This is a genomic window from Citrobacter sp. S39 (assembly GCF_009495675.1).
Classification (GTDB): Bacteria; Pseudomonadota; Gammaproteobacteria; order Enterobacterales; family Enterobacteriaceae; genus Citrobacter; species Citrobacter freundii.
The window spans coordinates 53,321-78,714 of sequence record NZ_CP045555.1 but is presented as its reverse complement, the minus strand read 5'-3'; the positions used below and the strand labels follow the sequence as shown (position 1 = coordinate 78,714).

Sequence of the window (25,394 nt, the reverse complement as noted above, 5' to 3'; positions counted from 1 at the left end):
TTTGCTTAATAAGCATACAAAAAACGACGCAAACGGGTTCTCCTGTGAACTATCAGAGGAACCCGCTCTCTTTACTGGTATACTTCATCAACTGAATTGTTTGTATGCTGTCGCAAGTTTTGTGGTTAGAGCGGGTCGCCGTCTGTCAGTCGGTGTATCAACGTAAGCGCTTTCTTTCGATCTGCATGATGTGTCAACTGATAAAAATCAGTGAGTTATAGGGTTTATGAAACATACTGTTGAAGTGATGATCCCGGAAGCGGAGATCAAAGCGCGTATTGCTGAACTGGGGCGCCAGATTAACGAACGTTACAAAGACAGCGGCAGCGATATGGTGCTGGTTGGTCTGTTACGTGGCTCATTTATGTTTATGGCGGATCTTTGCCGTGAAGTGCATGTCTCCCACGAAGTCGATTTCATGACGGCATCCAGCTATGGCAGCGGAATGTCTACTACGCGTGATGTTAAAATCCTGAAAGACCTGGATGAAGACATTCGTGGCAAAGACGTGCTGATTGTCGAAGACATCATCGACTCCGGTAATACGCTGTCCAAGGTGCGTGAAATTCTGAGCCTGCGCGAGCCGAAATCCCTGGCTATCTGCACGCTGCTGGACAAACCTTCTCGTCGTGAAGTGAATGTTCCGGTCGAGTTTATCGGATTCTCTATTCCAGATGAGTTTGTGGTCGGTTACGGCATTGACTATGCCCAGCGTTATCGCCATCTGCCGTATGTTGGCAAAGTGGTGCTGCTGGACGAGTAATTGGCGGGAGCGCCTGATGGCGCTTCGCTTATCAGACCTACGGCGTAGGTTTGTAGGCCGGGTAAGGCGTCTCCGCCTCCCGGCAATGTCACATTATTTATGGTTGCTGTGTTTCTGACTCAGGTTAGACAACCCCTGGCGATAGCGCTGCTCCAGCGTTTCGCGGCTGGTGGCGGTGACGTCGAGATCGCGTAATAGACCGTCATGAATACCGTAAGCCCAGCCGTGAATGGTAACTTTCTGACCGCGCTTCCAGGCTGAACGCATAATGGTTGAGTGGCCGAGGTTGTAGACCTGCTCCATGACATTCAGTTCGCATAGGGTGTCCATGCGACGTTCCTGCGGCATTTCGCCCAGCAGTGAGCTGTGTTTGAACCAGATATCGCGGATGTGCAGTAACCAGTTATCAATCAGCCCTTGTTCTTTATTTTCAATCGCCGCCTGGACGCCGCCGCATCCGTAGTGGCCGCAAATAATAATATGTTCCACTTCCAGCACATCCACCGCATACTGAACGACTGATAGACAGTTCAGGTCGGTGTGAATAACCAGATTGGCAACATTGCGGTGAACAAATAATTCGCCCGGTTCAAGACCGGTTAATCGTTCAGCGGGAACGCGGCTATCGGAACATCCAATCCATAGAAAACGCGGATTCTGTGCATGCGTCAGCGTTTCAAAAAATCCGGGATCCTCTTCTACCAGCATCTTTGACCATAGTGCATTGTTGCTGATGAGTGTATCTATGTCTTTCATGGAGTTGTACGACCCGAAGCCAGATAAATTCGATGGGCTAATATAGGGTAACTCCAGCATTAATTAAACTATATAAAATGTCAGAACGTAAGGTAAGTAAAAAACCATGACCATTGCTCTGGAACTTCAACAACTTAAAAAAACCTATCCCGGTGGCGTTCAAGCGTTACGCGGGATAGATTTGCAAGTCGAAGCGGGTGATTTTTATGCGCTTTTGGGGCCGAATGGCGCAGGAAAGTCCACCACCATTGGAATAATCAGCTCGCTGGTGAATAAATCCTCCGGGCGGGTTAGCGTGTTCGGCTACGATCTCGAAAAAGATACGGTTAACGCGAAACGCCAGCTTGGTCTGGTACCGCAGGAGTTTAACTTTAACCCGTTTGAAACCGTGCAGCAGATCGTGGTCAACCAGGCGGGTTACTACGGCGTTGAGCATAAAGAGGCGGTCAAACGCAGCGAATTATATTTAAAGCAGCTCGATTTATGGGAAAAACGTAACGAGCGTGCACGCATGCTTTCCGGCGGGATGAAACGCCGTCTGATGATTGCTCGTGCTCTGATGCACGAACCAAAATTACTCATCCTGGATGAACCAACGGCGGGTGTCGACATTGAACTGCGTCGTTCAATGTGGGGCTTTTTAAAGGATTTAAACGACAAAGGCACCACCATTATTCTGACCACTCACTACCTCGAAGAAGCAGAAATGCTGTGTCGCAATATCGGCATTATTCAGCACGGCGAGCTGGTGGAAAACACCTCGATGAAGGGTCTGCTCTCCAAGCTGAAATCCGAGACCTTTATCCTCGATCTGGCGCCGAAAAGCCCGTTGCCGAAACTGGACGGTTATCAGTACCGGCTGGTAGACACTTCCACGCTGGAAGTGGAGGTGCTGCGTGAACAGGGGGTTAACAGCGTCTTCTCTCAGCTGAGCGCGCAGGGCATTCAGGTATTGAGTATGCGTAACAAAGCGAACCGACTGGAAGAACTGTTTGTTTCTCTGGTTCATGAAAAACAAGGAGATCGCGCATGATGCAGCTTTATTGGGTGGCGCTGAAAAGCATCTGGGCGAAAGAGATCCACCGCTTTATGCGTATCTGGGTTCAGACTCTGGTTCCCCCCGTCATCACCATGACGCTCTATTTTATTATCTTTGGTAACCTGATCGGCTCGCGTATCGGCGAAATGCATGGTTTTAGCTACATGCAGTTTATCGTGCCGGGGCTGATTATGATGGCGGTGATCACCAACTCGTACGCGAACGTGGCATCGTCATTCTTCAGCGCTAAGTTTCAACGCAATATTGAAGAGCTGCTGGTCGCCCCGGTACCAACGCACGTGATCATCGCCGGTTTCGTCGGCGGCGGCGTGGCACGTGGCTTGTGCGTAGGCATTCTGGTAACGGCTATTTCACTGTTCTTCGTGCCTTTCCAGGTGCATTCTTGGGTCTTTGTCGCGCTTACGCTGATGTTAACGGCGGTACTGTTCTCGCTGGCCGGTTTGCTGAACGCAGTCTTTGCTAAAACCTTTGACGATATCAGCCTGATCCCAACCTTCGTACTGACACCACTGACCTATCTGGGTGGCGTGTTCTATTCGCTAACGCTGCTGCCACCGTTCTGGCAGGGGCTGTCGCATCTGAACCCGATTGTCTACATGATTAGCGGTTTCCGCTACGGCTTCCTGGGGATTCATGATGTTCCGCTAGTCACCACGTTTGGTGTGCTGGTGGTGTTTATCGCTGCGTTTTATTTGCTGTGCTGGTACCTGATTCAGCGCGGACGCGGCCTGCGCAGCTAATTCTTTCTTCCTCTCCTTGCCTGGGAGAGGAAGACTTTTGATGCTTGTCACCATTACGGATTTATCACACTGATAAACTACTTGCCTGCTAAGGAGGTAGGCAATGTTAGGTTGGGTAATTACCTGTCATGACGATAAGGCACAGGATATGCTGCATCGTCTGGAGAAAAAGTACGGCCCGTTGGCCCAATGTCAGGCGGTAAGTTTCTGGCGTGGACTCAGCTCGAATATGCTAAGCCGCATGATGTGCCACGCCCTGCATGCCACAGACTCAGGCGAGGGCGTGATATTCCTGACGGATATGGCCGGGGCCGCGCCTTACCGCGTGGCTTCGTTAATGAGCCATAAACATCCCCAGTGTGAAGTGATTTCTGGCATCAGCTATCCATTACTTGAGCGAATGATTTCGTCTCGGGAATCTATGAGCAGTTCAGCGTTTCGCGATTGCATCGTCGCACTTGGCGGCCCCGAAGTCTCCAGTCTCTGGCATCAGCAACAAAAAAATCCCCCCTTCGTGTTGAAGCATGATTTGTATGAGTATTAATCATTGGTATTGATGATGCTTTTGCTACAATAGCCGAGGTTACTCGCCTCGGTTATCTCATATGGTTATGCGCGTTCTGCTTGTTTTATTGCTCCTGTTTTCTGGCAGCGTCGCTGCGGCTTTGCCTGCTCGTTATATGCAAACCACCGAAGCCGCCGCCGTATGGGCGCAGATTGGCAATAAGATGGTGACGGTTGGGAATATTCGCGCCGGGCAGATCCTCGCTGTTGAGCCTATTGCGGCAGACTATTACGAATTTTCCTTTGGTTTTGGCACCGGGTTTATTGATAAGGGACACCTGGAGCCCGTTCAGGGGCGGCAGAAAGTCGATGATGGTCTGGGCGATCTCAATAAACCGCTCAGTAACCAAAGTCTGATAACCTGGAAAGATACATCGGTTTATAACGCTCCGGATGTCGGTAGCGCCCCGTTTGGCGTGCTGGCGGATAATCTGCGTTATCCGATTATCAGCAAGCTTAAAGACCGACTCAACCAGACCTGGTACCAGATTCGCATTGGTGGCCGACTGGCCTATGTTAGCGCGCTGGATGCGCAGGAAGACAATGGCATCCCGGTGTTAACCTACCATCATATTCTGCGCGATGAAGAGAATACCCGCTTTCGCCATACCTCCACCACAACCTCCGTACGCGCTTTCAGCAACCAGATGGCCTGGCTTCAGGATCGCGGCTACACCACGTTGACGATGTATCAACTGGAAGGCTACGTGCAGAATAAAATGAATCTCCCGGCGCGGGCGGTGGTGCTGACTTTTGATGATGGTCTCAAGTCAGTGAGCCGTTATGCTTACCCCATTTTGAAGCAGCACGGCATGAAGGCCACGGCGTTTATCATCTCCTCACGCATCAAGCGCCACCCGCAGAAGTGGGATCCGAAATCGCTGCAGTTTATGAGTCTCTCTGAACTGAACGAGATCCGGGACGTGTTCGACTTCCAGTCGCATACCCATTTTTTGCATCGGGTTGATGCGAATCGCCGGCCGATCCTACTGAGTCGCAGCTATCATAATATTCTGTTCGATTTCGCCCGTTCGCGCCGGGCATTGTCCCAGTTTAATCCTCACGTTCTGTATCTTTCGTACCCGTTTGGCGGTTATAACGCCACGGCGGTAAAAGCAGCAGGCGACGCGGGATTCCACATGGCGGTCACCACGGTGAGAGGGAAGGTTAAGCCGGGAGATAATCGGTTCTTATTGAAAAGGCTTTATATTTTAAGGACGGATTCGCTGGAGACGATGTCGCGGCTGATAGTCAATCAGCCGCAGGGGTAAGTACTGTCAGGCAACCTGTACCGGAATAGCTTTCGCGGTGCGCTTCATCTCGTTGTCGCCTTCAAAATAGGCCACTTTCGGACGCCAGGTGCGGGCTTCTTCGTCAGACATGGTGACGAAGCTGGCGATAATTACAATATCGCCAACATCAGCGCAATGCGCCGCAGCTCCGTTCACCGAGATGATTCTGGAGCCGCGTTCAGCCGCAATTGCATAGGTTGAGAAACGTTTACCGTTGGTTACGTTCCAGATATCAATAGCTTCGTTTTCCAGAATACCTGAGGCATCGAGAAAATCCTGGTCGATGGCGCAGGAGCCTTCGTAATGCAGGTCCGCCTGCGTGACTTTTACGCGGTGGAGCTTGCCTTGCAGCATGGTGCGAATCATAACTTCTATACCCTGTCGTTTACCTTGGCTAAGCAGACGAAACTGGCCTGCTTTGAGAAATTCTCAGGCAGTATTGCCCGATTTTTAACCCCTGTCTACTGGGCTAATGTAACGCTTTGATTATCGATCAGACGCGCCTGACCCAGCCAGGCGGCAGCCAGAATCACCGCGCGTTTGCTGGTTTCCGTCAGCTCCAGCAGCGTGTCGGCATCACGAATCTGAATATCGTCGGCGCGGAAGCCTTTTTCATTCAGCTCCTGCTCGGCAATAGCAATAATCTCCTGTAACTCACGATTACCCGCAATCAGTTTTTCTGCGATGCTATTCATCACTTTGTGCAGACCCGGCGCAATTTTACGCTGTTCTGCGGTCAGATAACCGTTACGTGAGCTAAGCGCCAGGCCGTCTTTGGCGCGAATAATCGGCACGCCAACGATCTCAATGTCATAACCCATATCCGCCACCATTTTGCGGATCAGCGCCAACTGTTGGAAATCTTTCTCGCCGAAGCAGGCGAGGTCAGGCTGGATAAGGTTGAACAGCTTGCTGACGATAGTGGAAACGCCGCGGAAATGGCCCGGACGGCTTGCGCCTTCCAGCATGGTGGAGAGACCGGGAACCTCAACGAAAGTCTGGCCTTCCAGACCCTGTGGATAGATTTCCTCAACGGCTGGTGCAAAAACATAATCGACTTTGCGCTTGTTCAGCTTTTCACAATCTTCCTGCAGTGTGCGCGGATAACGCACCAGATCGTCCGGTCGGTCAAACTGCATCGGGTTGACGAAAATGCTGGCGATTACCACATCAGCCCGGGCTTTTGCCTCATCGACCAGCTTCATATGGCCGTCGTGCAGATTTCCCATGGTGGGAACCAGTGCGATGCGTTTACCTTCCTGACGCAGACGACGAATATGCTGGCGCAGCAGCGGCAGGGTTTCAATAATTAACACAACAAGACTCCTTAAATACGATGCCTGATGGCGCTTCGCTTATCAGGCCTACGCGTGAAATTGTAGGCCGGATAAGGCGCGTAGCGTCGCCATCCGGCGTAATGGCGTGCTGGCAGATAAATTAATGGAAGCTGTGTTCTTCGCCCGGGTAAACGCCGGACTCCACTTCAGTCATATACTGCCGCACTGCGGCGCGCATGTCGCCTGCTTCATTGAGGAAATTCTTCGCAAATTTCGGGATATGACCACCGGTAATGCCAAACGCATCGTGCATGACGAGAATTTGCCCGTCGGTGACGTTACCTGCGCCAATACCGATAACCGGAATAGAAAGTGCTTCAGTGACGCGCTTAGCCAACTCAACCGGCACGCACTCCAGCACCAACAGCTGAGCGCCAGCGGCTTCTAAGGCCAGCGCGTCATCCAGCAGCACTTGTCCGGCATCGCCGCGGCCCTGAATTTTATAGCCGCCAAACACGTTCACCGACTGCGGGGTTAACCCCAGATGGCCGCAAACCGGTACGGCGCGTTCGGTGAGCATTTTCACCGTATCAACCAGCCACGCGCCGCCTTCAATTTTGACCATGTTGGCGCCCGCACGCATAACCACCGCGGCGTTTTCAAACGCCTGTTCCGGCGTGGCGTACGTCATAAATGGGAGATCGGAAAGCAGTAGACAGTTAGGGGCGCCGCGACGCACAGCGCGAGTGTGGTAGGCGATATCGTCAACGGTGACAGGCAGAGTGGAGTCATGCCCCTGGATCGTCATGCCCAGCGAGTCGCCAACCAGCATCACGTTAATGCCCTCGTCAGCAAATAGTTTGGCAAAGCTGTAGTCGTAGGCGGTAATTGTCGCGAAGCGTTTTTTCTCTTGCTTGCATTTCTGCAGCAGTGAAATGGTAGTGGGTTTCATAACATTTCCTGATGATGAAAGTCATATTTATCGGCATTCTAACAGTCACATTCAGGGGGGCAATTGTTTTAAGCAATCGTTTGGCGCTAAAGCAGTAAACGCTAAAGGGGAGGAGATACTTTACCAGTGTGCAGGTTTTGCAATACCAAGATGGGTGAGGTGCTGATGCAGTCTGATACCATCCGGAAAAATAAGCTCAGGCGCAATTTCGAATAACGGCCACAGCATAAAACCACGGTTTTTCATGTCGTAGTGCGGCACGGTCAGGCGTTCGGTGTTAATCACTTCATCGCCAAACAGCATAATATCGAGGTCCAGCGTTCGAGGTCCCCAACGTTCAGCTTTGCGCACCCGGCCCTGTTGCAGTTCAATTCGCTGGGTATGATCCAGCAACGCTTCGGGGGCGAGAGCGGTATCCAGCGCCACGGCGGCGTTCAGATAGTCGGGCTGATCCTGTGGACCCAACGGGGGGGTGCGATAAAACGAAGAAACCGCAACGATACGGCTGTCAGGGATTTCGCCGATCGCTTGCACGGCAGCATTCACCTGCTCCAGGGGAGAAGCTAAATTACTGCCGATGGCGATATAAACGACGGTCACGCGCTACCTTCGCGACGCGGCGCACGCTTACGCGGGCGGCGATGGCGACGGCGTACGTCAGGCTCTTCATCCAGTTCGTTCAGCATGCCTTTTTGTTCCGGCGGCGCGGAAACCTGGAATTCACCCCACCATTTCGCCAGTCGTTGCAGTTCAGCGTTGTGTTCAACTTCGGCACGCAGTGCTAACAGGTCGTAAGCTGCGCGGAACTTTGGATGTTCCATCAGCTTCCAGGCGCGTTTACCCTGACGACGGGACATACGTAATTGCAACTGCCAGATATCGCGGGTTAGCGAGGTCAGACGTTTCGGGATCGCCAGCGAGCGGCAGGCTTCGTCCAGCACGTCGTTCATTGCCAGCGCGAAAGCGTCGTAGTAAGCCAAACCGCTTTCTTGCGCAATTTTCTGCGCGGCTTCCAGTAACGGATACCAGAACATCGCGGCGAACAAGAACGCCGGGTTAACGCGCATATCATTGTTAATGCGGTTATCGGTATTCTTCAGCACCTGAGCGATAATGCGTTCCATCGGGCTGTCACCGTCTTCGGTGAAGTAGCGTGTAATGGTTGGGAACAGCGGCTGGAACAGGCTGTACTCACGCAGTTTTTTATAGGTTTCATACCCATAGCCCGCCTGTAACAGCTTAAGTGCTTCTTCAAACAGGCGTGCGGGAGGAATGTCGTTCAGCAGCGTTGCCAGACGTGGGATCGGCTCTGCGGTTTCCGGGCTGATACGCATGTCGAGCTTGGCGGCAAAGCGCACGGCGCGCAGCATACGCACGGGATCTTCGCGATAGCGCGTTTCCGGATTACCGATCAGGCGAATGATGCCCTCTTCGAGGTCCTGCATACCGCCGACGTAATCACGCACGGTGAAATCGGCCACGCTGTAATACAGGCTGTTTATCGTGAAATCGCGACGTTGGGCATCTTCCTCAATGGAGCCGAAGATGTTGTCGCGCAGCAACATACCGTTTTGCCCGCGTTGCGACGTGGTGCGATCGGCTTCGCTGCCTTCATGATGGCCGCGGAATGTCGCCACTTCGATAATTTCTGGGCCGAACATGACATGAGCCAGACGGAAACGGCGACCGACCAGGCGACAGTTACGAAACAGTTTGCGCACCTGATCCGGCGTTGCGTTAGTGGTGACATCAAAATCTTTCGGCTTTTTGCCCAGCAAAAGATCGCGTACACCACCGCCAACCAGCCATGCCTCGTATCCGGCCTTATTGAGCCTGTACATTACCTTCAGGGCATTTTCACTGATATCTTTGCGGGAGATAGAGTGCTGCTCACGCGGAATTACCGTCATATGTGGACGGGCGACGGCGAGCTCAGCCTCGCGCTCCTCGCGGCTTAGCACCTTGCGGCAAAAATTAGCGACTCGGGTAAAAATAGTGCACCTCGGTAGTGTCAAACTTCAATCAGAACAAGTGTTGCTGTGTAAAAATAGCGGCTAATCATAGCTCAGCGTGGCGCATTTGAGAATGCCGGATTTAAGATCACTGATTCAGGCACTGTTGTCAGACGCCAGTTATCAACGGCAAACGCCAGGATCTGGTCCACACGCATCTCCTGCCACGGGATATCGGCACGCTGGCCGAGAAAGCGTAGCGCGGCAATAATCACTGGGCGCGGATCGCCTTGTGGTAGCGCAGGTGCATGATTTTGTTTTGAAAGTTTAGCGCCTTGTTCGTTGAGCGCCAGCGGAAGATGAATATAGTCAGGCGCTTGCCAGCCAAACTGCTGATACAAAGAGATTTGCCGCACCGTGGGTTCGATGAGATCGGCGCCGCGAACAATCTCCGTTACGCCCTGAAAGTGGTCATCAACTACCACGGCGAGGTTATAGGCAAACAGCCCGTCGCGGCGGTGGATGATAAAATCTTCACCAGCAAGTTGCGGGTCAGCCTGAATCACACCGCGTAGCCGGTCAGTAAACTGCATCACGGGATGGCGTTGTTTAATACGGACGGCCGCCTGTTCTGGCCCGAGGCGTAACTCACGGCAGTGACCGTCGTAAATACCGCCGACGCTTTGAATACGCGCTCGCGTGCAGGTGCAATAATAGCTCAGATCTTGCTGATGCAGCCAGGTAAGCGCTTCGCGGTAGGCTTCATGGCGTTGGGATTGCCATAAAATATCGCCATCCCAGTGCAGACCGTAATGTTCCAACTGACGCAGGATCGTATCTGCAGCACCGGGAACTTCACGAGGGGGATCAATATCTTCAATGCGTACTCGCCAGATTCCGCGCCGGGCACGAGCCTGCAGGTAACTGCCGAGGGCGGCAATCAGTGAACCGAAATGCAGTTCGCCGGAGGGGGAAGGGGCGAAGCGGCCAATATAGTGTGAATCGCTCATTTTGCGGACTGACAAATAATAAGGCGGGAGAAACTCCCGCCTGTAGTAAATGTGGTAAAAATGACCGGAATTAACCTGCCATCTGTTTTTCGCGGATTTCTGCCAGCGTTTTGCAGTCGATACACAGATCGGCTGTCGGACGCGCTTCCAGACGGCGAATACCAATTTCTACGCCGCACGATTCGCAGTAGCCGAAATCTTCGTCTTCTACTTTCTTCAGCGTCTTCTCGATCTTTTTGATCAGTTTGCGCTCACGGTCACGGTTACGCAGCTCAAGGCTGAATTCTTCTTCCTGCGCGGCGCGGTCCACCGGATCAGGGAAGTTAGCCGCTTCGTCTTGCATATGAGATACGGTGCGATCAACTTCATCCCTAAGTTGATTACGCCATGCCTCAAGAATACGCCTGAAGTGCGACAGCTGGGCTTCGTTCATATACTCTTCGCCCGGTTTCTCCTGGTACGGCTCCACCCCAGCGATGGCGAGAATACTCAGGGACGATGTTTTACGGTTTTGCCCTTCTTGCATGTTGCTTCTCCTTAACACGCACTATCGATCCCCATGTTCGGGGGAAAAATCAGGTCGCTATAAATAGCAGATGCTTTTCCGGATAGCAATTATCTAAACGTAACACTTGACAACCCTGTGAGGAAAAGCGTATTTGCCCACGCGCCCAGAATACTAATTAACCAAATGTTTACACCATTACAAGGTAATGGGCAACGGCTCTTTAAGAGTCATGCCATGGGCAGAAAGTTCCGCTTTATAAACCAGAATTTCTACCCCCTTAAGCTGTGCTTCAACTAATAATTGCGCATATTTTGCATCGATATGGTGCGCGGGTGAAAACCGTGTAATGGCTGAATGCAACACGGCGAAAAATATCACCGCCCGCTTGCCTTCTGCCGCTACGCTCATCAATTCCCGAAGATGCTTCTGACCTCGTTCAGTGATGGCATCGGGAAAATAACCCTGATCATTTTCCGCCAACGTGACTGATTTCACTTCAATATAGCAGTCAGGTCGGGAATCCGCCTGCAACAAAAAGTCGATACGGCTCCCTTCTGCGCCGTATTTTACTTCACTTTTCAAGGCACTGTAGCCTGAAACTTCCGAAATAAGCTCATTCTGAATAGCCTCTTTCGTTAATCTATTGGCCCACAGCGTGTTAACACAAATAAATGCCCCGGATTGGGTTTGCGTTAATTCCCAGGTATGTGGATATTTCCGTTTAGTATTTTCTGATGTCGAATACCAGACGGTGTCACCCGGGGTGGCGCATCCGGTCATCGCGCCAGTATTTGGGCAGTGTAACGTTAACGTTGAGCCATCCGGTGTGATCACATCCGCTAAAAAACGCTTGTAGCGCTGGATGAGCGTTGCGGGTTGTAAAGGTGGAGAAAATTGCATAAACAGTCCCTTTAATTATTCAGTCAGCGTCCAGCGTTGCAGCTGCGTATAACGCGTGCGTCCTCGTGCGAATGAAGAGGAGTAAAGTGCGAACTCCGTGACCGGAAATGACCAGCCAAAGCCCGGTGGGGGGATGGGAACCGCGTGTCCTGCATCGCGCAGCAGCGTGATATGTGGGTGAAACGGCTGCGGGCTTTGATAACACCCGCTGCGCGCGGCCTGCGCCCGCAGCATATTCGCCAGTTGTAACAGTCCGCGCGGTGGCTGACGCATCCCCAGCCACACGACCCGCGAACGCAGCCATTGTCCGGCATCATCGAGTTTGAGCGTAAAACCCGGCTGGCGAATGCGTCCCGCGAGTTGCGACAACGCCTGTTGCTTCTCTGCGCTGACATCACCTAAAAAGGCCAGCGTCAGATGCAGGTTTTCTGCCGCAACGGGACGCCCGGCTTCTGCGGGGAACTGCTCCGCACGCCAGTGAACAATTGGCTCACGGATTGCGCCAGGCAATTCAATCGCAAAGAACAGCCTTTTTGGCTCAGACATGATGGATACTCGGTTATGAATTAACGCGATGCTACAATGCAGCGCGAAGAATGTTAACCCTCTGGAGCTATTTGTGACGTCGTTGCCCGTTGCCGCCGTAGTGCCTGAACTGCTTACCGCCCTTGATGTCTCGCCGCAGGTGCTGCTGACCGCGCCGACCGGTGCCGGGAAATCGACCTGGCTGCCGTTGCGACTGCTTGAACATGGTGGCATCAAGGGGCGGATTATTTTGCTGGAGCCGCGTCGTCTGGCGGCACGCAACGTGGCGCAGCGGTTGGCGGAGTTGCTGAACGAAAAGCCCGGTGAGACCGTGGGTTATCGCATGCGCGCGCAAAGCTGCGTGGGGTCGCAGACCCGGCTGGAAGTGGTGACGGAAGGCGTCCTGACGCGCATGATCCAACGCGATCCCGAACTCACTGGCGTCGGGTTAGTGATCCTCGATGAATTTCACGAACGGAGCTTGCAGGCCGACCTGGCGCTGGCGCTGTTGCTGGATGTACAGCAAGGTCTTCGTGACGATCTGAAACTATTGATCATGTCCGCAACGCTCGATAACGGGCGCTTGCAGCAGTTATTGCCCGATGCGCCCATGATTATCTCTGAAGGCCGCACATTCCCCGTCGAGCGACGGTATCAGCCGCTGGCGGCACATCTGCGTTTTGACGAAGCGGTGGCGATAGCGACGGCGGAGCTACTGCGCCATGAAAGCGGGTCGCTGCTGCTGTTTTTACCGGGCGTTGGGGAAATCCTGCGCGTGCAGGAACAACTGGCAACGCGTGTGGGCGGCGATGTTGTGTTATGTCCATTGTACGGCGCGTTGACGCTGGCTGAGCAGCGTCAGGCGATTTTGCCCGCGCCGCAAGGTAAGCGCAAAGTGGTGCTGGCGACCAATATTGCCGAAACCAGCTTAACGATTGAAGGTATCCGGCTGGTGGTGGATTGCGCCCAGGAGCGCGTGGCGCGCTATGACGCGCGTACCGGTTTAACGCGGTTGATTACCCAGCGCATTAGCCAGGCATCGATGACCCAGCGAGCCGGGCGTGCAGGTCGTCTGGAGCCAGGTATCTGCCTACATTTGCTTGCCAAAGAGCAGGCGGAAAGAGCGGCGGCGCAGGGAGAGCCTGAGATATTACAGAGCGATCTGTCCGGACTACTGATGGAGCTGCTGCAATGGGGATGTACCGATCCTGAGCAACTGAACTGGCTGGATACGCCGCCCGCTATTAACCTGCAGGCGGCAAAACGGCTGTTGCAGATGCTGGGCGCGCTTGAGGGCGACAGGCTCAGTGCCCGTGGGCAAAAAATGGCGGCATTGGGTAACGATCCCCGTTTAGCGGCTATGCTGGTTAGCACCAAAAATGACGATGAAGCGGCATCGGCCGCAAAACTGACCGCAATTCTGGAAGAGCCGCCGCGCGGGGGCAGCACCGATTTGGCTGTGGCGTTTTCACGAAATCAGCCCACCTGGCAGCAGCGCAGTCAACAATTATTGAAACGGCTTAACGTACGCAGCGGGCAGCCTGACGGCGCGTTGCTCCCTTTGTTGCTGGCGCAAGCGTTTGCCGATCGGATCGCCCGTCGACGTGGACAAGAAGGGCGCTATCAACTGGCCAACGGCATGGGCGCGATGCTGGATGCCGATGACGCCCAGGGGCGCCATGAGTGGCTGATAGCGCCGCTGTTACTGCAGGGTAGCTCATCGCCAGATGCGCGTATTTTGTTAGCGTTGCCGCTGGATATTGAAGCGTTGATGCAGGCATGTCCTGAGCTGCTGCAACAGTCCGATACTATCGAATGGGATGAAACCCAGGGAACATTAAAGGCACTGCGTCGGTCGCGTATCGGCCAGTTGACGGTAAAAGTACAGCCGCTGGCCAAGCCCTCGGAAGAGGAACTACACCAGGCCATGCTGAATGGTATTCGCGATAAAGGGCTAAGTGTGCTCAACTGGACGTCGGAGGCCGAGCAGTTTCGGCTGCGTTTGCAATGTGCGGCAAACTGGTTACCGGAGTACGACTGGCCTGCGGTAGATGAGGATTCTCTGCTGAAGACGCTGGAGCGCTGGCTGTTGCCACACATGAGCGGTGTGCACTCTTTACGCGCGTTAAAAGCACTCAATGTGGGTCAGGCATTGCGCGGTTTGCTGGACTGGTCAATGCTGCAACGTCTGGATAGTGAACTGCCGGCGCATTACACTGTGCCGACGGGAAGCCGGATTGCTATTCGCTATCATGAGGATAATCCTCCGGTATTGGCCGTTCGGATGCAGGAAATGTTTGGTGAAGCAAACACCCCGACTATCGCCCAGGGACGCGTGCCGCTGGTACTTGAGCTGCTGTCTCCGGCCCAAAGACCGCTACAGGTGACGAGTGATTTGAGTGCGTTCTGGCAGGGATCGTACCGCGAGGTGCAAAAAGAGATGAAAGGGCGTTATCCCAAACATGTCTGGCCGGACGATCCGGCGAATACCGCGCCAACGCGGCGCACCAAAAAGTATTCATAGCTGTATGCGTGGTTGCCTGATGGCGCTGCGCTTATCAGGGCGAACGTAGGCCGGATAAGGCGTTTTACGCCGCCATCCGGCATAAATACAGCTGAAAATTGAGAGATTTCTTCTTCTGTCGCAGGACGGAAGAACAGAGAATCGGGCCTTTGCGCCTGAATGTTGCGGAGAAAAAGCATGGCGGGGAATGACCGCGAGCCAATTGGACGTAAAGGGAAACCCTCACGTCCAGTGAAACAAAAGGTGAGCCGTCGTCAACTCAGAGATGAAGAGTATGACGACGATTATGATGATGATGACTATGAGGATGAAGAACCGATGCCGCGTAAGGGTAAAGGCAAAGGGCGTAAGCCTCGTGGTAAACGCGGCTGGTTCTGGCTGCTGGTAAAACTGTCGATTGTTTTTTTGGTGCTGATCGCCATTTACGGCGTCTATCTGGACCAAAAAATCCGTAGCCGTATCGACGGTAAAGTCTGGCAGCTTCCGGCGGCAGTATATGGCCGCATGGTTAACCTTGAGCCAGAAATGCCCATCGGCAAGAACGAGATGGTGAAGCTGCTGGAGGCCACGCAGTATCGTCAGGTCTCGAAGATGACGCGTCCGGGCGAATTCACCGTACAGGCGAAGAGCATTGAGATGATTCGTCGTCCGTTTGACTTCCCGGACAGTAAAGAAGGGCAGGTGCGCGCACGTCTGACCTTTGATGGCGATCATCTGGACACTATCGAGAATATGGATAACAACCGCCAGTTCGGTTTCTTCCGTCTCGATCCACGCCTGATTACCATGCTCTCTTCACCTAACGGCGAGCAGCGCCTGTTTGTCCCGCGCAGTGGATTCCCGGATCTGCTGGTAGATACATTGCTGGCAACCGAAGACCGTCACTTCTATGAGCATGATGGCGTCAGTCTCTACTCGATAGGTCGTGCGGTGCTGGCCAACCTGACGGCCGGTCGCACGGTGCAGGGGGCGAGTACGCTGACTCAGCAACTGGTGAAGAACCTGTTCCTGTCCAGCGAACGTTCTTACTGGCGTAAGGCCAACGAAGCTTACATGGCGCTGCTGATGGATGCGCGTTACAGCAAAGATCGCATTCTTGAGCTGTACATGAACGAAGTCTATCTCGGTCAAAGCGGCGATAATGAAATTCGCGGCTTCCCGCTGGCGAGCCTCTATTATTTCGGTCGTCCGGTGGAAGAACTGAGTCTCGACCAGCAGGCGTTGCTGGTGGGGATGGTTAAAGGGGCGTCAATCTATAACCCATGGCGTAACCCGAAGCTGGCGCTGGAGCGTCGTAACCTCGTGCTGCGTTTGCTGCAACAGCAGCAGATCATCGATCAGGATCTGTATGACATGCTGAGCGCGCGTCCGTTAGGCGTACAGCCGCGTGGTGGAGTGATCTCGCCACAGCCAGCCTTTATGCAGATGGTGCGTCAGGAGCTTCAGGCGAAGCTGGGCGATAAAGTTAAAGATCTCTCCGGCGTGAAAATTTTCACCACCTTTGATTCCGTGGCGCAGGACGCTGCAGAAAAAGCAGCGGTGGAAGGCATTCCGGTGCTGAAGAAACAGCGTAAGCTGAGCGATCTGGAAACCGCGATTGTAGTGGTTGACCGATTCAGTGGCGAAGTTCGCGCCATGGTTGGCGGGGCAGAGCCGCAGTTCGCGGGCTATAACCGTGCGATGCAGGCGCGTCGTTCGATTGGTTCTCTGGCGAAGCCGGCGACCTATCTGACTGCGCTCAGCCAGCCGAAACTTTACCGCCTGAATACCTGGATTGCTGATGCGCCGATTGCGCTACGTCAGCCGAACGGTCAGGTCTGGTCGCCACAGAACGATGATCGTCGCTATAGCGAAAGCGGAAGAGTGATGCTGGTGGATGCGTTAACCCGCTCCATGAACGTACCGACGGTAAATCTGGGGATGGCGCTGGGCTTGCCTGCGGTAACCGATACCTGGTTGAAACTGGGCGCGCCGAAAGATCAGCTTAACCCGGTTCCGGCCATGCTGCTGGGGGCGTTGAACCTGACGCCAATCGAAGTAGCACAGGCGTTCCAGACTATCGCCAGCGGCGGGAACCGTGCGCCGTTGTCGGCGCTGCGTTCGGTGATTGCCGAAGATGGTACCGTGCTGTACCAGAGCTTCCCGCAGGCTGAGCGTGCCGTTCCGGCGCAGGCGGCGTATATGACGCTGTGGACCATGCAGCAGGTGGTTCAGCGTGGTACGGGTCGTCAGCTTGGCGCGAAATATCCTGGCTTGCATCTGGCAGGGAAAACCGGGACCACCAACAACAACGTGGATACCTGGTTTGCCGGGATCGACGGCAGCCAGGTGACCATCACCTGGGTGGGCCGCGATAACAACCAGCCAACCAAGCTGTACGGTGCCAGCGGCGCGATGTCGATTTACCAGCGCTATCTGGCAAACCAGACGCCAACACCACTGGTGCTGACGCCACCGGAAGATGTGGTGGATATGGGCGTGGACTACGACGGTAACTTCGTTTGTAGCGGCGGGATGCGCACGCTTCCGGTATGGACCACCGATCCTGATTCGCTGTGTCAGCAGGGTGAAATGCTGCAGCAGTCGGGGAATCCGTTCGATCAATCTTCTCAACAGCCGCAGCAGCAGCCTCAACAGCAGCAACCGCCGCAGCAAGAGAAGAAAGACAGCGATGGCGTGGCTGGTTGGATAAAAGATATGTTTGGCGGTAACTGATTTTTTAGCTGTCCTCCCCCGCATCGGTGCCTGCTGATGTGGGGGAATTCTCCCTCTTGTTGTATTCGCATTTCGGTCTGTATAGCAAGCTCAGGATAGGGTGAACAGTGATGGTGTTTCCTGCCTATATTTTCCGTTTAATCATAAATTCAATATATTATTTTTTTGTATATATCATCGGTTGGTTGATTTTATTCTATTTTTTCTGCGTTTTTTTATTATCTGCCCGTATGCATATGTGGGCAATATTGTTTTTATGAATATATTCATGCTGGCTAAAATCACCATTAAGAAAATATTATTTTCATAAGTTGTTCTGCTAAAACAAGATGTTGTGTGTTGTTTCTTTAGTTTTGGTGAATGTGTTGATTAGCTTTTATTCATCATGGTACGTAGAATAGATGACACAAGGGAATGTTTTAAACTGAATGAGTTGATAAAGATATATTATATCTATGATGTTGTTGGATTTATATTCCAGCACTTCTCCAGCCATTGTCTATTTCCCCTCTGTGTTAACTTTTCTCTTCATTGATTTTTGTGAACATATGTAAGGAATACGTTATGTGCAAAAAAATTATCATCTCGTTGCTTGTCAGTAGTGCAATGGCAACTGTAGCAACATCTGCTTTTGCCGTTGATACCGGGACGGTAACGTTTAATGGGAAAATTCTTCCCGATAGTTGCGTGGTTGATGTAAATGGTACAGCGACAAACGGTACTGTGACGTTTAACAACCTTTCTCAAACTGCGTTTGGCGAAGATAAAAAAGTCGGCGACACGCAATCTTTTGCGATTACGCTGACAGAATGTGATGCTGCGGTTGCCAACCTCAATATCAAATTTGATGGGATGCGTATTGCCGGATACGACGATGAAGTCTTGCAGGCGACAGGGACTGCGCAGAACCTCGGGGTACGTATGCTTCCAGAAGGGAGCAGCAACTACGTGAAATTTGATGGCTCAGATCCTGAAGCGGCACTGAATAAGACTAACGGCGAGAGCGTGGTTTTTAATTATAAAGCTGAGGTTATCCAGGTTGGTAGCACTTTACCAACTACCGGTGATTATACCGCACAAGCGACCTATACTCTGCTTTATCGTTAATCATCATAAACCTGGCCCAGGCAGGGCCAGTATTTCAATGGAATGGAAAGATGAAACGACTTATCACAGCATTAATACTTATATTAACCTCGGGATTAAATTCGGTTCAAGCTGGCGTAGTAGTGGGTGGCACACGAATTATATATCCGGCTAACCAATCTGAAGTACAGATTGCTTTAAAAAATAAAGATAATGATAAACGTTATCTGGTGCAGAGCTGGGTCAGTAATATTGATGACAGCAAAGCGCCATTTATTATGACACCGCCAATTTACAAATTGGACGAAAACCGCCAGACGCTGCTACACGTGGTTTATACCGGAAATAAATCGGCGCTACCTCAGGATCGTGAGTCATTATTTATGGCGAACATCAAATCTGTTGCAGCGATCCCAGAAGAATTGCATGACAAGAACACGTTACAATTTGCCATTAAAACTAAATTAAAACTGTTTTATCGACCGGCCTCATTGACAGAAGACGAGGCAAAAATGGCCTGGCAATCGTTGCAATTTAGCCGCCATCAAAATCAACTGGTGGTGAAAAACCCCACATCCTTCTATGTCACCTTCGGACAGATCTCTGTGGCGGGAAAAGCGATTAAACCGGCTACAAACCAGTCCTCTCCGACGGCATTAACGATGATGGTTGCTCCATTTGGTGAGCAGCGTTTTCCGCTGCCATCGGCAGTAAAAGGCAACGTTGTCTGGACCGCAATTAATGATTTTGGCTCAGAAACCGAACAGCGTAAACAGTCGCTGTAAATCAGCTATCGATGAGTTATGGGGTGACATTTATGCCTTCACATCGTACTGCCCGGCTTTTTGCTCTCAATACGCTGACATTCGCTATATTGACTGCGAGTGGTTCCGTTTGTGCTGATGATTATTTCAATCTCAGTGTACTTGAAACGGGAACCCCACTTGAGAATACCGGGGCGCTTGAAGCTTTTTTACAGCATAATGGTTTATCCTCCGGACGTTATTTAACGTCGATTGTTTGGGATCAGGATCGCATTGATAAACGAAATTTAAATTACCTCCTTTCAAAAGATAACAGCAAACTGATTCCGCAATTTACCAAAGCGGAGCTGCGCGAACTGGGCGTTAAAGTTGATACGGTTCCGGCATTAAATAATGTTAACGAAGATACGTTGCTGGGTGATATTAGCGAATATATCGCGGATGGACGCTATGACTTCAATCCGGAAACACAGGTGCTGCAATTACGTATTCCGCAGATCTACCGCGACCGCAAAATTTCGGGCGAAAGCAATCCCACTTTCTGGGATGACGGCATTCCGGCTCTGTGGACCAGTTACTATATTTCGGGATCGCACCAACAATCCGGAGGTCAAAATAATGCTTCGAACTGGGCAAGTTTGAATTCAGGGATGAATATCGGCCCCTGGCGTTTGCGTAACACCAGCAATTGGGGGAATGATAATGGTTGGCAATCTATTAATACGACGCTTGGACGCGATGTCAAAGCATTGCGTAGCCAGCTTCAGATAGGGCAAACCTACACTAACGGCGAACTGTTCGATAGCGTGCAGATGACGGGCGTTAAGCTGGAGACCGATACCAGTATGCAGCCCAGTGGATTACAGGGCTTTGCCCCGGTCGTTCGTGGGATTGCTAATAGCGATGCTAAAGTCACCATTAAGCAAAACGGTTACACCATCTACCAGACCAACGTCTCGCCTGGCCCGTTTGAAATTCGTGATTTAACGCAGGTGACGGCAGGAGCGGATCTGGAAGTCACCGTGACGGAGGCCGACGGTACAGAGCGCAGCTTTATTCAGGCCAGCTCCTCGGTGCCGATTATGCAACGTGAAGGCGCGCTGAAGTACAGCCTGGCGGCTGGGAAATATCGCGATGTTGATAACGGCGAGGAGCCGGAATTCAGCCAGGCTACGGCAATTTATGGCTTACCTTTCGGAATTACCGCTTACGGCGGTCTGCAGGGCGCGTCGATGTATCGTGCCGGACTGGTCGGCATCGGAGCTGATTTACGCGATTTTGGTTCGCTGTCGATGGATCTGACGGCGGCGAGAACCGCGTTTGACGACGAACGCGCGGATGCGAATGGCCAGTCGTGGCGCGCGCAGTACGCAAAAGATTTTCCGTTAACCAGTACCACGGTCACGCTGGCCAGCTATCGTTATTCCACCTCCGGGTTTTATACCTTTCAGGAGGCTCTCGATCAGCGTAATAACAGCTACGACGATGACAGCATCTATAGCTATCGCGATAGCTATAACCGTCGCAGCCGCCTGCAACTTAATCTTTCTCAGTCGTTACAGAGCTGGGGATCGGTATACGCCAACGCTTATCAGCAAGATTACTGGGGAATGGAAGGCCATGAACGAAGCGTGAGTCTCGGTTACAGCAGCAGTTGGCAGGGCGTTAACTGGTCGCTGAATTACAGCCTGACAAAAACGCCATCAACCACTAACGATCAGCAGTTTTCTATCTCAATGAATGTCCCTCTTTCGCGTTGGCTGGCTAATGCCTGGGGAACATATACTCTGACAAGTTCAAAAAATGGTAATAGTGCACATCAGGTTGGCGTCAGTGGAACTTTACTGGAAGATAACAATTTAAATTATAACCTTCAGCAAACCTACACCGATAACGATGTCGGTTATGGTGCCTATCTCTCTTCCCGGTATCGGACATCGGTTGGCGAGTTCAGCGCCAATTACAGTTATCAAAAAGACAGTAAACAGTGGGGCTATGGCGCCCAGGGTTCCGTTGTTGCGCATTCGCAGGGAATAACGCTTGGACAATCCATTCAGGATGCTTTTGCCATTGTGCACATTACCGATGGCGATAATGTAAAAATACAAAATTCCCGGGGGGTTTACACCGATTATTGGGGCAATGCCATTGTGCCAACTTTAACCAATTATCGCCGTAATACTATTACTGTGAATACTCAGGGACGTGATGATATTGATATTCAGGATGCTTCTCTGGATGTGGTTCCGACAAAAGGGGCCGTCCTGAAGGCTGACTTCACGGCGCGTTCAGGTAAGCGTGCATTACTTACCTTAAAACATGGTCAGAGCGTGGTTCCTTTTGGTGCTCTGTTAAGTATGGACGGTACGACATCGATCGTGGGTGACGACGGTGAAGTGTATGTCACTGGGCTAAAAGGAACACAGCGCATTGAGGTGCAATGGGGAAATACCGCACAGACGAAATGTACGGGCAGCGTAAGCGTGCCTGAGAACATGGGTACGGGAATTCTCTCAGCTACGGTTAATTGCCAATAATGGAAGATGGCTTATGAATACGGAAATTGTCAGATATGAGTAAAAGGAACATAAACATTTTCAGGGCTATGTTGATCATATTGATTTTAGCTGGATCTGCGGCACCTGTTTATGCCGCCACATGTACCGGAAATTACCCGGAAAATGGCGCAATGACCTTTCAGCTACCGGCAAGCATCACTGTGGAACCTGACGTATCAGTTGGTACGGTTATTTATGAGGGAAGCATTGAGAGCGGCCAAATCGATATGGATTGCCAGGATACTGGCAACAAATACAAAGGTTACGCAGTGTTAACGGATGCCGATGCCCGCAATGGAGTGCTGGAAGGCGTTTATCAGACTAGCGTTCCAGGTATAGGTATCCGCATGGCTGAAGCGGAAGAACGAACACCTACCTTTACCTCTGAGGATATCGTCACACCCATGCATTTTTATAGCTATGGAGCAAGCGGATGGAACAGTATTCATACAAAGTACCATGCGTCAATGCAGTTGGTTGTGACGGGCGACGTCGAGGATGGTTATCTTGATACCTCCCGGCTGACAGCGCAAGAGAAGTGGGGTAATGATGTGATAGCTCAGATATTGGTATCTCCCACCAGCATTCATATCCAGACTAATACCTGTAACCTGGAGGATAAAAATATCTACGTGCCGCTGAAGACGATTAATGTCGATAACTTTGACAGTCAATTTTCAGAAGTACTCACCGATAACAGTTTCAAAATCGAGATTTCTGATTGTCGGGCAGGTACCCAAATCGATTATAAGTTCAACAGTGCTGGTTCGACAGGCGTTACGGATGGCAATATTTTGGCTATCGCCAGTGGAGACAGCTCTGCCAGCGGTGTCGGTATCCAGATTCTGGACACGAACAATAATGTGCTGAGTTTTGATCAAACCTATACAGCTGTGAGCAGCACCAGCGCTAACGAAGTGGCAGAAATTCCGCTGAAGGCACGCTATGCCAAAACCGGCAATGTCAAAGCCGGGAAAGTGGACGCCGTCGCGACTTTTGAGGTCTTTTACCGCTAACGCCTTGCGACCCGCTGCGGCGGGTTGTCAGCGCTCTAACATTCCAGCCTAATTTATTAACCCTTTCTTTTCATCTGGTTATTTCTTAACCCCTCAGTTTTAGTAGGGGCGCGTATTGCTTGCTATCTCGCCAGAGTTTCGAATATTATGCTGCCGTTATAATAATAATTCTCGTTTACGTTATCATTCACTTTCATCAGAGAAATACCAATGGCGCGTCTTAAAACTGCTCAGCCAAGTTCATCACTGCGTAAAATCGCAGTAGTGGTAGCCACAGCGGTTAGCGGCATGTCTGTCTATGCACAGGCGGCGGTTGACCCGAAAGAAGAAACCATCACCGTAACTGCAGCTCCTGCTCCGCAGGAAAGCGCATGGGGGCCAGCTCCGACCATTGCTGCTAAGCGTTCCGCTACTGCGACCAAGACTGATACGCCTATAGAAAAGACACCACAGTCTGTTTCGGTAGTGACCAACGAAGAGATGCAAATGCATCAATTCCAGTCGGTGAAAGAGGCTCTGGGATATACGCCTGGTGTGACTGTTAACAGTCGTGGCGCATCTAACACCTATGATTTTGTGATTATCCGTGGTTTCTCTTCCGTCGGCCTGAGCCAGAATAACTATCTGGATGGACTGAAATTGCAGGGTAACTTCTATAACGATGCGGTTATTGATCCCTACATGCTTGAACGTGTTGAGTTGATGCGTGGCCCAACGTCTGTACTCTATGGTAAGAGCAATCCTGGCGGCATCATCTCTATGGTCAGCAAGCGCCCGACCACAGAGCCGTTAAAAGAAATTCAGTTCAAAATGGGGTCGGACAATTTGTTCCAGACCGGTTTTGATTTTAGTGATGCGCTGGATGACAACGGGGAATTTTCCTACCGTTTAACCGGGCTGGCGCGCTCAACAAATGAGCAGCAGCAGGGTTCTGAATCACAGCGTTATACGATCGCGCCTTCCTTCTCATGGCGTCCTGATGACAAAACCAACTTTACGTTCCTGTCCTATTTCCAGAACGAACCGGAAACAGGTTACTACGGTTGGTTACCAAAAGAAGGCACCGTTGAACCGCTGCCAAACGGCAAGCGTTTGCCGACCGATTTCAATGAAGGTGCCTCAAACAATACTTATTCCCGCAATCAGAAAATGGTGGGATACAGCTTTGAGCATGGCTTTAACGATACATTTACCGTTCGCCAGAACCTGCGCTTTACTGAAATGAAGACGTCGCAGCAGAGTGTATACGGCACCGGGATCGCTTCCGATGGCCATACATTGAACCGTGGAACGGTCGTGGATGATGAGCGCCTGCAAAACTTTAGCGTCGATACGCAACTGGAAAGCAAATTTGCTACCGGTGCTGTGGAACATACTTTGTTAACTGGTGTTGATTTCATGCGCATGCGTAATGATATCAATGCTGCGTTTGGTAGTGCGCCACCCATTGATCTTAACGGCAACTATGACCCTGAGTATTTTGCATTTGGTGATACCGAACCGTATCAGATGAATGAAACCAAACAGACTGGTATCTACGTTCAGGATCAGGCTGAGTGGAATAAGTGGGTGTTTACCGTCGGCGGTCGCTACGACTGGTCTCAGCAAGCTACAACAATACGCCAGAACTCTTATACGCCAACGGAAGGATATATTGAGCGTAATGATCACCAGTTCACCTGGCGTGGTGGTGTAAACTACCTGTTTGATAATGGGATTACGCCGTATATCAGCTACAGTCAGTCGTTTGAACCGAGTTCATTTGACTTGTGGAGCGTGCCACGCGTTTCCTATGAGCCGTCCAAAGGCGAGCAGTATGAAGCCGGGATTAAGTATGTACCGAAAGATCTGCCGATTGTCGTCACCGGTGCGGTTTATCAGTTGACGAAAACCAATAATCTGACTGCTGATCCAACGAATCCACTGGCTCAGGTTCCTGCCGGTGAAATCCGTGCTCGTGGTGTTGAACTGGAAGCTAAAGCGGCGCTTACCGCGAATATCAACATGACTGCGTCTTATACCTATACCGATGCGGAATACACGAAAGACACCAATCTTAAGGGGAATACACCTGAGCAGGTGCCAGAACAAATGGCTTCTCTGTGGGGTGATTACACCTTCTATGAAGGTCCGTTATCTGGCCTGACGCTGGGTACCGGTGGGCGCTTTATTGGTTCAAGCTATGGCGATCCAGCAAATACCTTTAAGGTGGGTAGCGCAGCAGTCATGGATGCTGTTGTAAAATACGATTTAGCGCGTTTCGGTATGGCTGGCTCCAGTATTGCGGTTAACGTTAATAACTTGCTTGATCGTGAATACGTCGCCAGCTGCTTCCAGACCTATGGCTGCTTCTGGGGCGCAGAACGTCAGGTCGTTGCAACCGCAACCTTCCGTTTCTAATTTCTTTTGGGCACGCTTTGCGTGCCCGTTTT

22 protein-coding genes are annotated in these 25,394 nt (G+C 51.6%); 12 read left to right on the top strand and 10 right to left on the bottom strand.

Going from position 1 to position 25,394, the window contains the following annotated elements; all coding sequences use genetic code 11:
• Nucleotides 1–226 precede the first annotated feature (226 nt).
• The gene (gene hpt / locus GFB57_RS00360) at nt 227–763 is read left to right on the top strand and encodes a hypoxanthine phosphoribosyltransferase (protein WP_003018658.1); all 537 of its coding nucleotides are present in this window, start codon (nt 227–229) and stop codon (nt 761–763) included.
• 93 nt (nt 764–856) lie between these two features.
• Here the strand turns inward: hpt and can are convergent, their stop codons facing one another.
• The gene (gene can / locus GFB57_RS00355; RefSeq protein ID WP_003018654.1) at nt 857–1,519 is read right to left on the bottom strand and encodes a carbonate dehydratase; all 663 of its coding nucleotides are present in this window, start codon (nt 1,517–1,519) and stop codon (nt 857–859) included.
• Nucleotides 1,520–1,625: 106 nt separating this feature from the next.
• Between can and GFB57_RS00350 the strand changes: the two genes are divergently transcribed.
• From GFB57_RS00350 to GFB57_RS00335, 4 genes are all read left to right on the top strand, one after another.
• A complete protein-coding gene (locus GFB57_RS00350; RefSeq protein ID WP_003018650.1) occupies nt 1,626–2,552 on the top strand; it encodes an ABC transporter ATP-binding protein in 927 nt (308 codons plus the stop codon).
• The gene (locus tag GFB57_RS00345) at nt 2,549–3,319 is read left to right on the top strand and encodes an ABC transporter permease (RefSeq protein ID WP_003018647.1); all 771 of its coding nucleotides are present in this window, start codon (nt 2,549–2,551) and stop codon (nt 3,317–3,319) included. The genes GFB57_RS00350 and GFB57_RS00345 overlap by 4 nt, the downstream gene beginning before the upstream one ends.
• 103 nt (nt 3,320–3,422) lie before the next feature.
• Nucleotides 3,423–3,863 carry a PTS sugar transporter subunit IIA gene (locus GFB57_RS00340; RefSeq protein WP_003018644.1) on the top strand — a complete coding sequence of 147 codons (441 nt, stop codon included), beginning with the start codon at nt 3,423–3,425 and terminating at the stop codon, nt 3,861–3,863.
• Between the two features lie 61 nt (nt 3,864–3,924).
• Nucleotides 3,925–5,154, top strand: coding sequence for a polysaccharide deacetylase family protein (locus tag GFB57_RS00335; protein ID WP_003018642.1), 1,230 nt, complete (start codon nt 3,925–3,927; stop codon nt 5,152–5,154).
• A gap of 6 nt (nt 5,155–5,160) precedes the next feature.
• Here the strand turns inward: GFB57_RS00335 and panD are convergent, their stop codons facing one another.
• From panD to thpR, 9 genes are all read right to left on the bottom strand, one after another.
• Complete coding sequence (gene panD / locus GFB57_RS00330; protein ID WP_003018640.1) at nt 5,161–5,541, bottom strand: aspartate 1-decarboxylase; 381 nt, start codon at nt 5,539–5,541, stop codon at nt 5,161–5,163.
• A 95-nt stretch (nt 5,542–5,636) separates the two neighbouring features.
• Nucleotides 5,637–6,491, bottom strand: a complete 855-nt coding sequence (gene panC / locus GFB57_RS00325) for a pantoate--beta-alanine ligase (protein ID WP_003018638.1) — start codon at nt 6,489–6,491, stop codon at nt 5,637–5,639.
• A 121-nt stretch (nt 6,492–6,612) separates the two neighbouring features.
• Nucleotides 6,613–7,404, bottom strand: coding sequence for a 3-methyl-2-oxobutanoate hydroxymethyltransferase (gene panB / locus GFB57_RS00320; RefSeq protein ID WP_003018636.1), 792 nt, complete (start codon nt 7,402–7,404; stop codon nt 6,613–6,615).
• A gap of 120 nt (nt 7,405–7,524) precedes the next feature.
• Nucleotides 7,525–8,004 carry a 2-amino-4-hydroxy-6-hydroxymethyldihydropteridine diphosphokinase gene (gene folK / locus GFB57_RS00315; RefSeq protein ID WP_003018634.1) on the bottom strand — a complete coding sequence of 160 codons (480 nt, stop codon included), beginning with the start codon at nt 8,002–8,004 and terminating at the stop codon, nt 7,525–7,527.
• Complete coding sequence (gene pcnB / locus GFB57_RS00310) at nt 8,001–9,398, bottom strand: polynucleotide adenylyltransferase PcnB (protein WP_203237415.1); 1,398 nt, start codon at nt 9,396–9,398, stop codon at nt 8,001–8,003. Before pcnB ends, folK begins: the two co-directional genes overlap by 4 nt.
• A 71-nt stretch (nt 9,399–9,469) precedes the next feature.
• Nucleotides 9,470–10,366, bottom strand: coding sequence for a tRNA glutamyl-Q(34) synthetase GluQRS (gluQRS, locus tag GFB57_RS00305; RefSeq protein WP_003018627.1), 897 nt, complete (start codon nt 10,364–10,366; stop codon nt 9,470–9,472).
• Nucleotides 10,367–10,436: 70 nt separating this feature from the next.
• Nucleotides 10,437–10,892: an RNA polymerase-binding protein DksA gene (gene dksA, locus GFB57_RS00300; RefSeq protein WP_003018625.1), complete on the bottom strand. Its 456-nt coding sequence runs from the start codon at nt 10,890–10,892 to the stop codon at nt 10,437–10,439.
• Nucleotides 10,893–11,069: 177 nt separating this feature from the next.
• Nucleotides 11,070–11,774: a DNA/RNA nuclease SfsA gene (sfsA, locus tag GFB57_RS00295; protein ID WP_003018622.1), complete on the bottom strand. Its 705-nt coding sequence runs from the start codon at nt 11,772–11,774 to the stop codon at nt 11,070–11,072.
• A gap of 15 nt (nt 11,775–11,789) precedes the next feature.
• Complete coding sequence (gene thpR / locus GFB57_RS00290; protein ID WP_003018620.1) at nt 11,790–12,320, bottom strand: RNA 2',3'-cyclic phosphodiesterase; 531 nt, start codon at nt 12,318–12,320, stop codon at nt 11,790–11,792.
• 73 nt (nt 12,321–12,393) lie between these two features.
• On the opposite strand from thpR, the gene hrpB reads away from it, so the two are divergent.
• The 7 genes from hrpB (at nt 12,394) to fhuA (ending at nt 25,362) form a co-directional block, all read left to right on the top strand.
• The gene (hrpB, locus tag GFB57_RS00285; RefSeq protein ID WP_003018614.1) at nt 12,394–14,823 is read left to right on the top strand and encodes an ATP-dependent helicase HrpB; all 2,430 of its coding nucleotides are present in this window, start codon (nt 12,394–12,396) and stop codon (nt 14,821–14,823) included.
• A 177-nt stretch (nt 14,824–15,000) separates the two neighbouring features.
• Nucleotides 15,001–17,538, top strand: coding sequence for a bifunctional glycosyl transferase/transpeptidase (gene mrcB / locus GFB57_RS00280; RefSeq protein WP_003018611.1), 2,538 nt, complete (start codon nt 15,001–15,003; stop codon nt 17,536–17,538).
• A 564-nt stretch (nt 17,539–18,102) separates the two neighbouring features.
• Nucleotides 18,103–18,645 (top strand): fimbrial protein, encoded by a 543-nt coding sequence (locus GFB57_RS00275; protein ID WP_003018605.1) that lies wholly within the window; start codon nt 18,103–18,105, stop codon nt 18,643–18,645.
• 50 nt (nt 18,646–18,695) lie between these two features.
• Entirely contained in the window at nt 18,696–19,409 is a 714-nt protein-coding gene (locus GFB57_RS00270) for a molecular chaperone (RefSeq protein WP_008321880.1), read from the top strand.
• A gap of 32 nt (nt 19,410–19,441) precedes the next feature.
• Complete coding sequence (locus tag GFB57_RS00265) at nt 19,442–21,925, top strand: fimbria/pilus outer membrane usher protein (protein ID WP_003018599.1); 2,484 nt, start codon at nt 19,442–19,444, stop codon at nt 21,923–21,925.
• A 35-nt stretch (nt 21,926–21,960) separates the two neighbouring features.
• Nucleotides 21,961–22,962 (top strand): fimbrial protein, encoded by a 1,002-nt coding sequence (locus GFB57_RS00260; protein WP_224769938.1) that lies wholly within the window; start codon nt 21,961–21,963, stop codon nt 22,960–22,962.
• Nucleotides 22,963–23,172: 210 nt separating this feature from the next.
• A complete protein-coding gene (gene fhuA, locus GFB57_RS00255) occupies nt 23,173–25,362 on the top strand; it encodes a ferrichrome porin FhuA (protein ID WP_003018594.1) in 2,190 nt (729 codons plus the stop codon).
• The last annotated feature ends 32 nt before the right edge of the window (nt 25,363–25,394 follow it).

What these genes read in the sequence shown, in the direction of transcription:
- GFB57_RS00260 (WP_224769938.1), top strand. Translation starts at nt 21,961, where the DNA reads ATGAGTAAAAGGAACATAAACATTTTCAGGGCTATGTTGATCATATTG.
- GFB57_RS00350 (WP_003018650.1), top strand. Translation starts at nt 1,626, where the DNA reads ATGACCATTGCTCTGGAACTTCAACAACTTAAAAAAACCTATCCCGGT.
- panB (WP_003018636.1), bottom strand. Translation starts at nt 7,404, where the DNA reads ATGAAACCCACTACCATTTCACTGCTGCAGAAATGCAAGCAAGAGAAA.
- GFB57_RS00340 (WP_003018644.1), top strand. Translation starts at nt 3,423, where the DNA reads ATGTTAGGTTGGGTAATTACCTGTCATGACGATAAGGCACAGGATATG.
- mrcB (WP_003018611.1), top strand. Translation starts at nt 15,001, where the DNA reads ATGGCGGGGAATGACCGCGAGCCAATTGGACGTAAAGGGAAACCCTCA.
- GFB57_RS00270 (WP_008321880.1), top strand. Translation starts at nt 18,696, where the DNA reads ATGAAACGACTTATCACAGCATTAATACTTATATTAACCTCGGGATTA.
- GFB57_RS00335 (WP_003018642.1), top strand. Translation starts at nt 3,925, where the DNA reads ATGGTTATGCGCGTTCTGCTTGTTTTATTGCTCCTGTTTTCTGGCAGC.
- hpt (WP_003018658.1), top strand. Translation starts at nt 227, where the DNA reads ATGAAACATACTGTTGAAGTGATGATCCCGGAAGCGGAGATCAAAGCG.
- panD (WP_003018640.1), bottom strand. Translation starts at nt 5,541, where the DNA reads ATGATTCGCACCATGCTGCAAGGCAAGCTCCACCGCGTAAAAGTCACG.
- dksA (WP_003018625.1), bottom strand. Translation starts at nt 10,892, where the DNA reads ATGCAAGAAGGGCAAAACCGTAAAACATCGTCCCTGAGTATTCTCGCC.
- sfsA (WP_003018622.1), bottom strand. Translation starts at nt 11,774, where the DNA reads ATGCAATTTTCTCCACCTTTACAACCCGCAACGCTCATCCAGCGCTAC.
- thpR (WP_003018620.1), bottom strand. Translation starts at nt 12,320, where the DNA reads ATGTCTGAGCCAAAAAGGCTGTTCTTTGCGATTGAATTGCCTGGCGCA.
- fhuA (WP_003018594.1), top strand. Translation starts at nt 23,173, where the DNA reads ATGGCGCGTCTTAAAACTGCTCAGCCAAGTTCATCACTGCGTAAAATC.
- GFB57_RS00275 (WP_003018605.1), top strand. Translation starts at nt 18,103, where the DNA reads ATGTGCAAAAAAATTATCATCTCGTTGCTTGTCAGTAGTGCAATGGCA.
- can (WP_003018654.1), bottom strand. Translation starts at nt 1,519, where the DNA reads ATGAAAGACATAGATACACTCATCAGCAACAATGCACTATGGTCAAAG.
- GFB57_RS00265 (WP_003018599.1), top strand. Translation starts at nt 19,442, where the DNA reads ATGCCTTCACATCGTACTGCCCGGCTTTTTGCTCTCAATACGCTGACA.
- gluQRS (WP_003018627.1), bottom strand. Translation starts at nt 10,366, where the DNA reads ATGAGCGATTCACACTATATTGGCCGCTTCGCCCCTTCCCCCTCCGGC.
- GFB57_RS00345 (WP_003018647.1), top strand. Translation starts at nt 2,549, where the DNA reads ATGATGCAGCTTTATTGGGTGGCGCTGAAAAGCATCTGGGCGAAAGAG.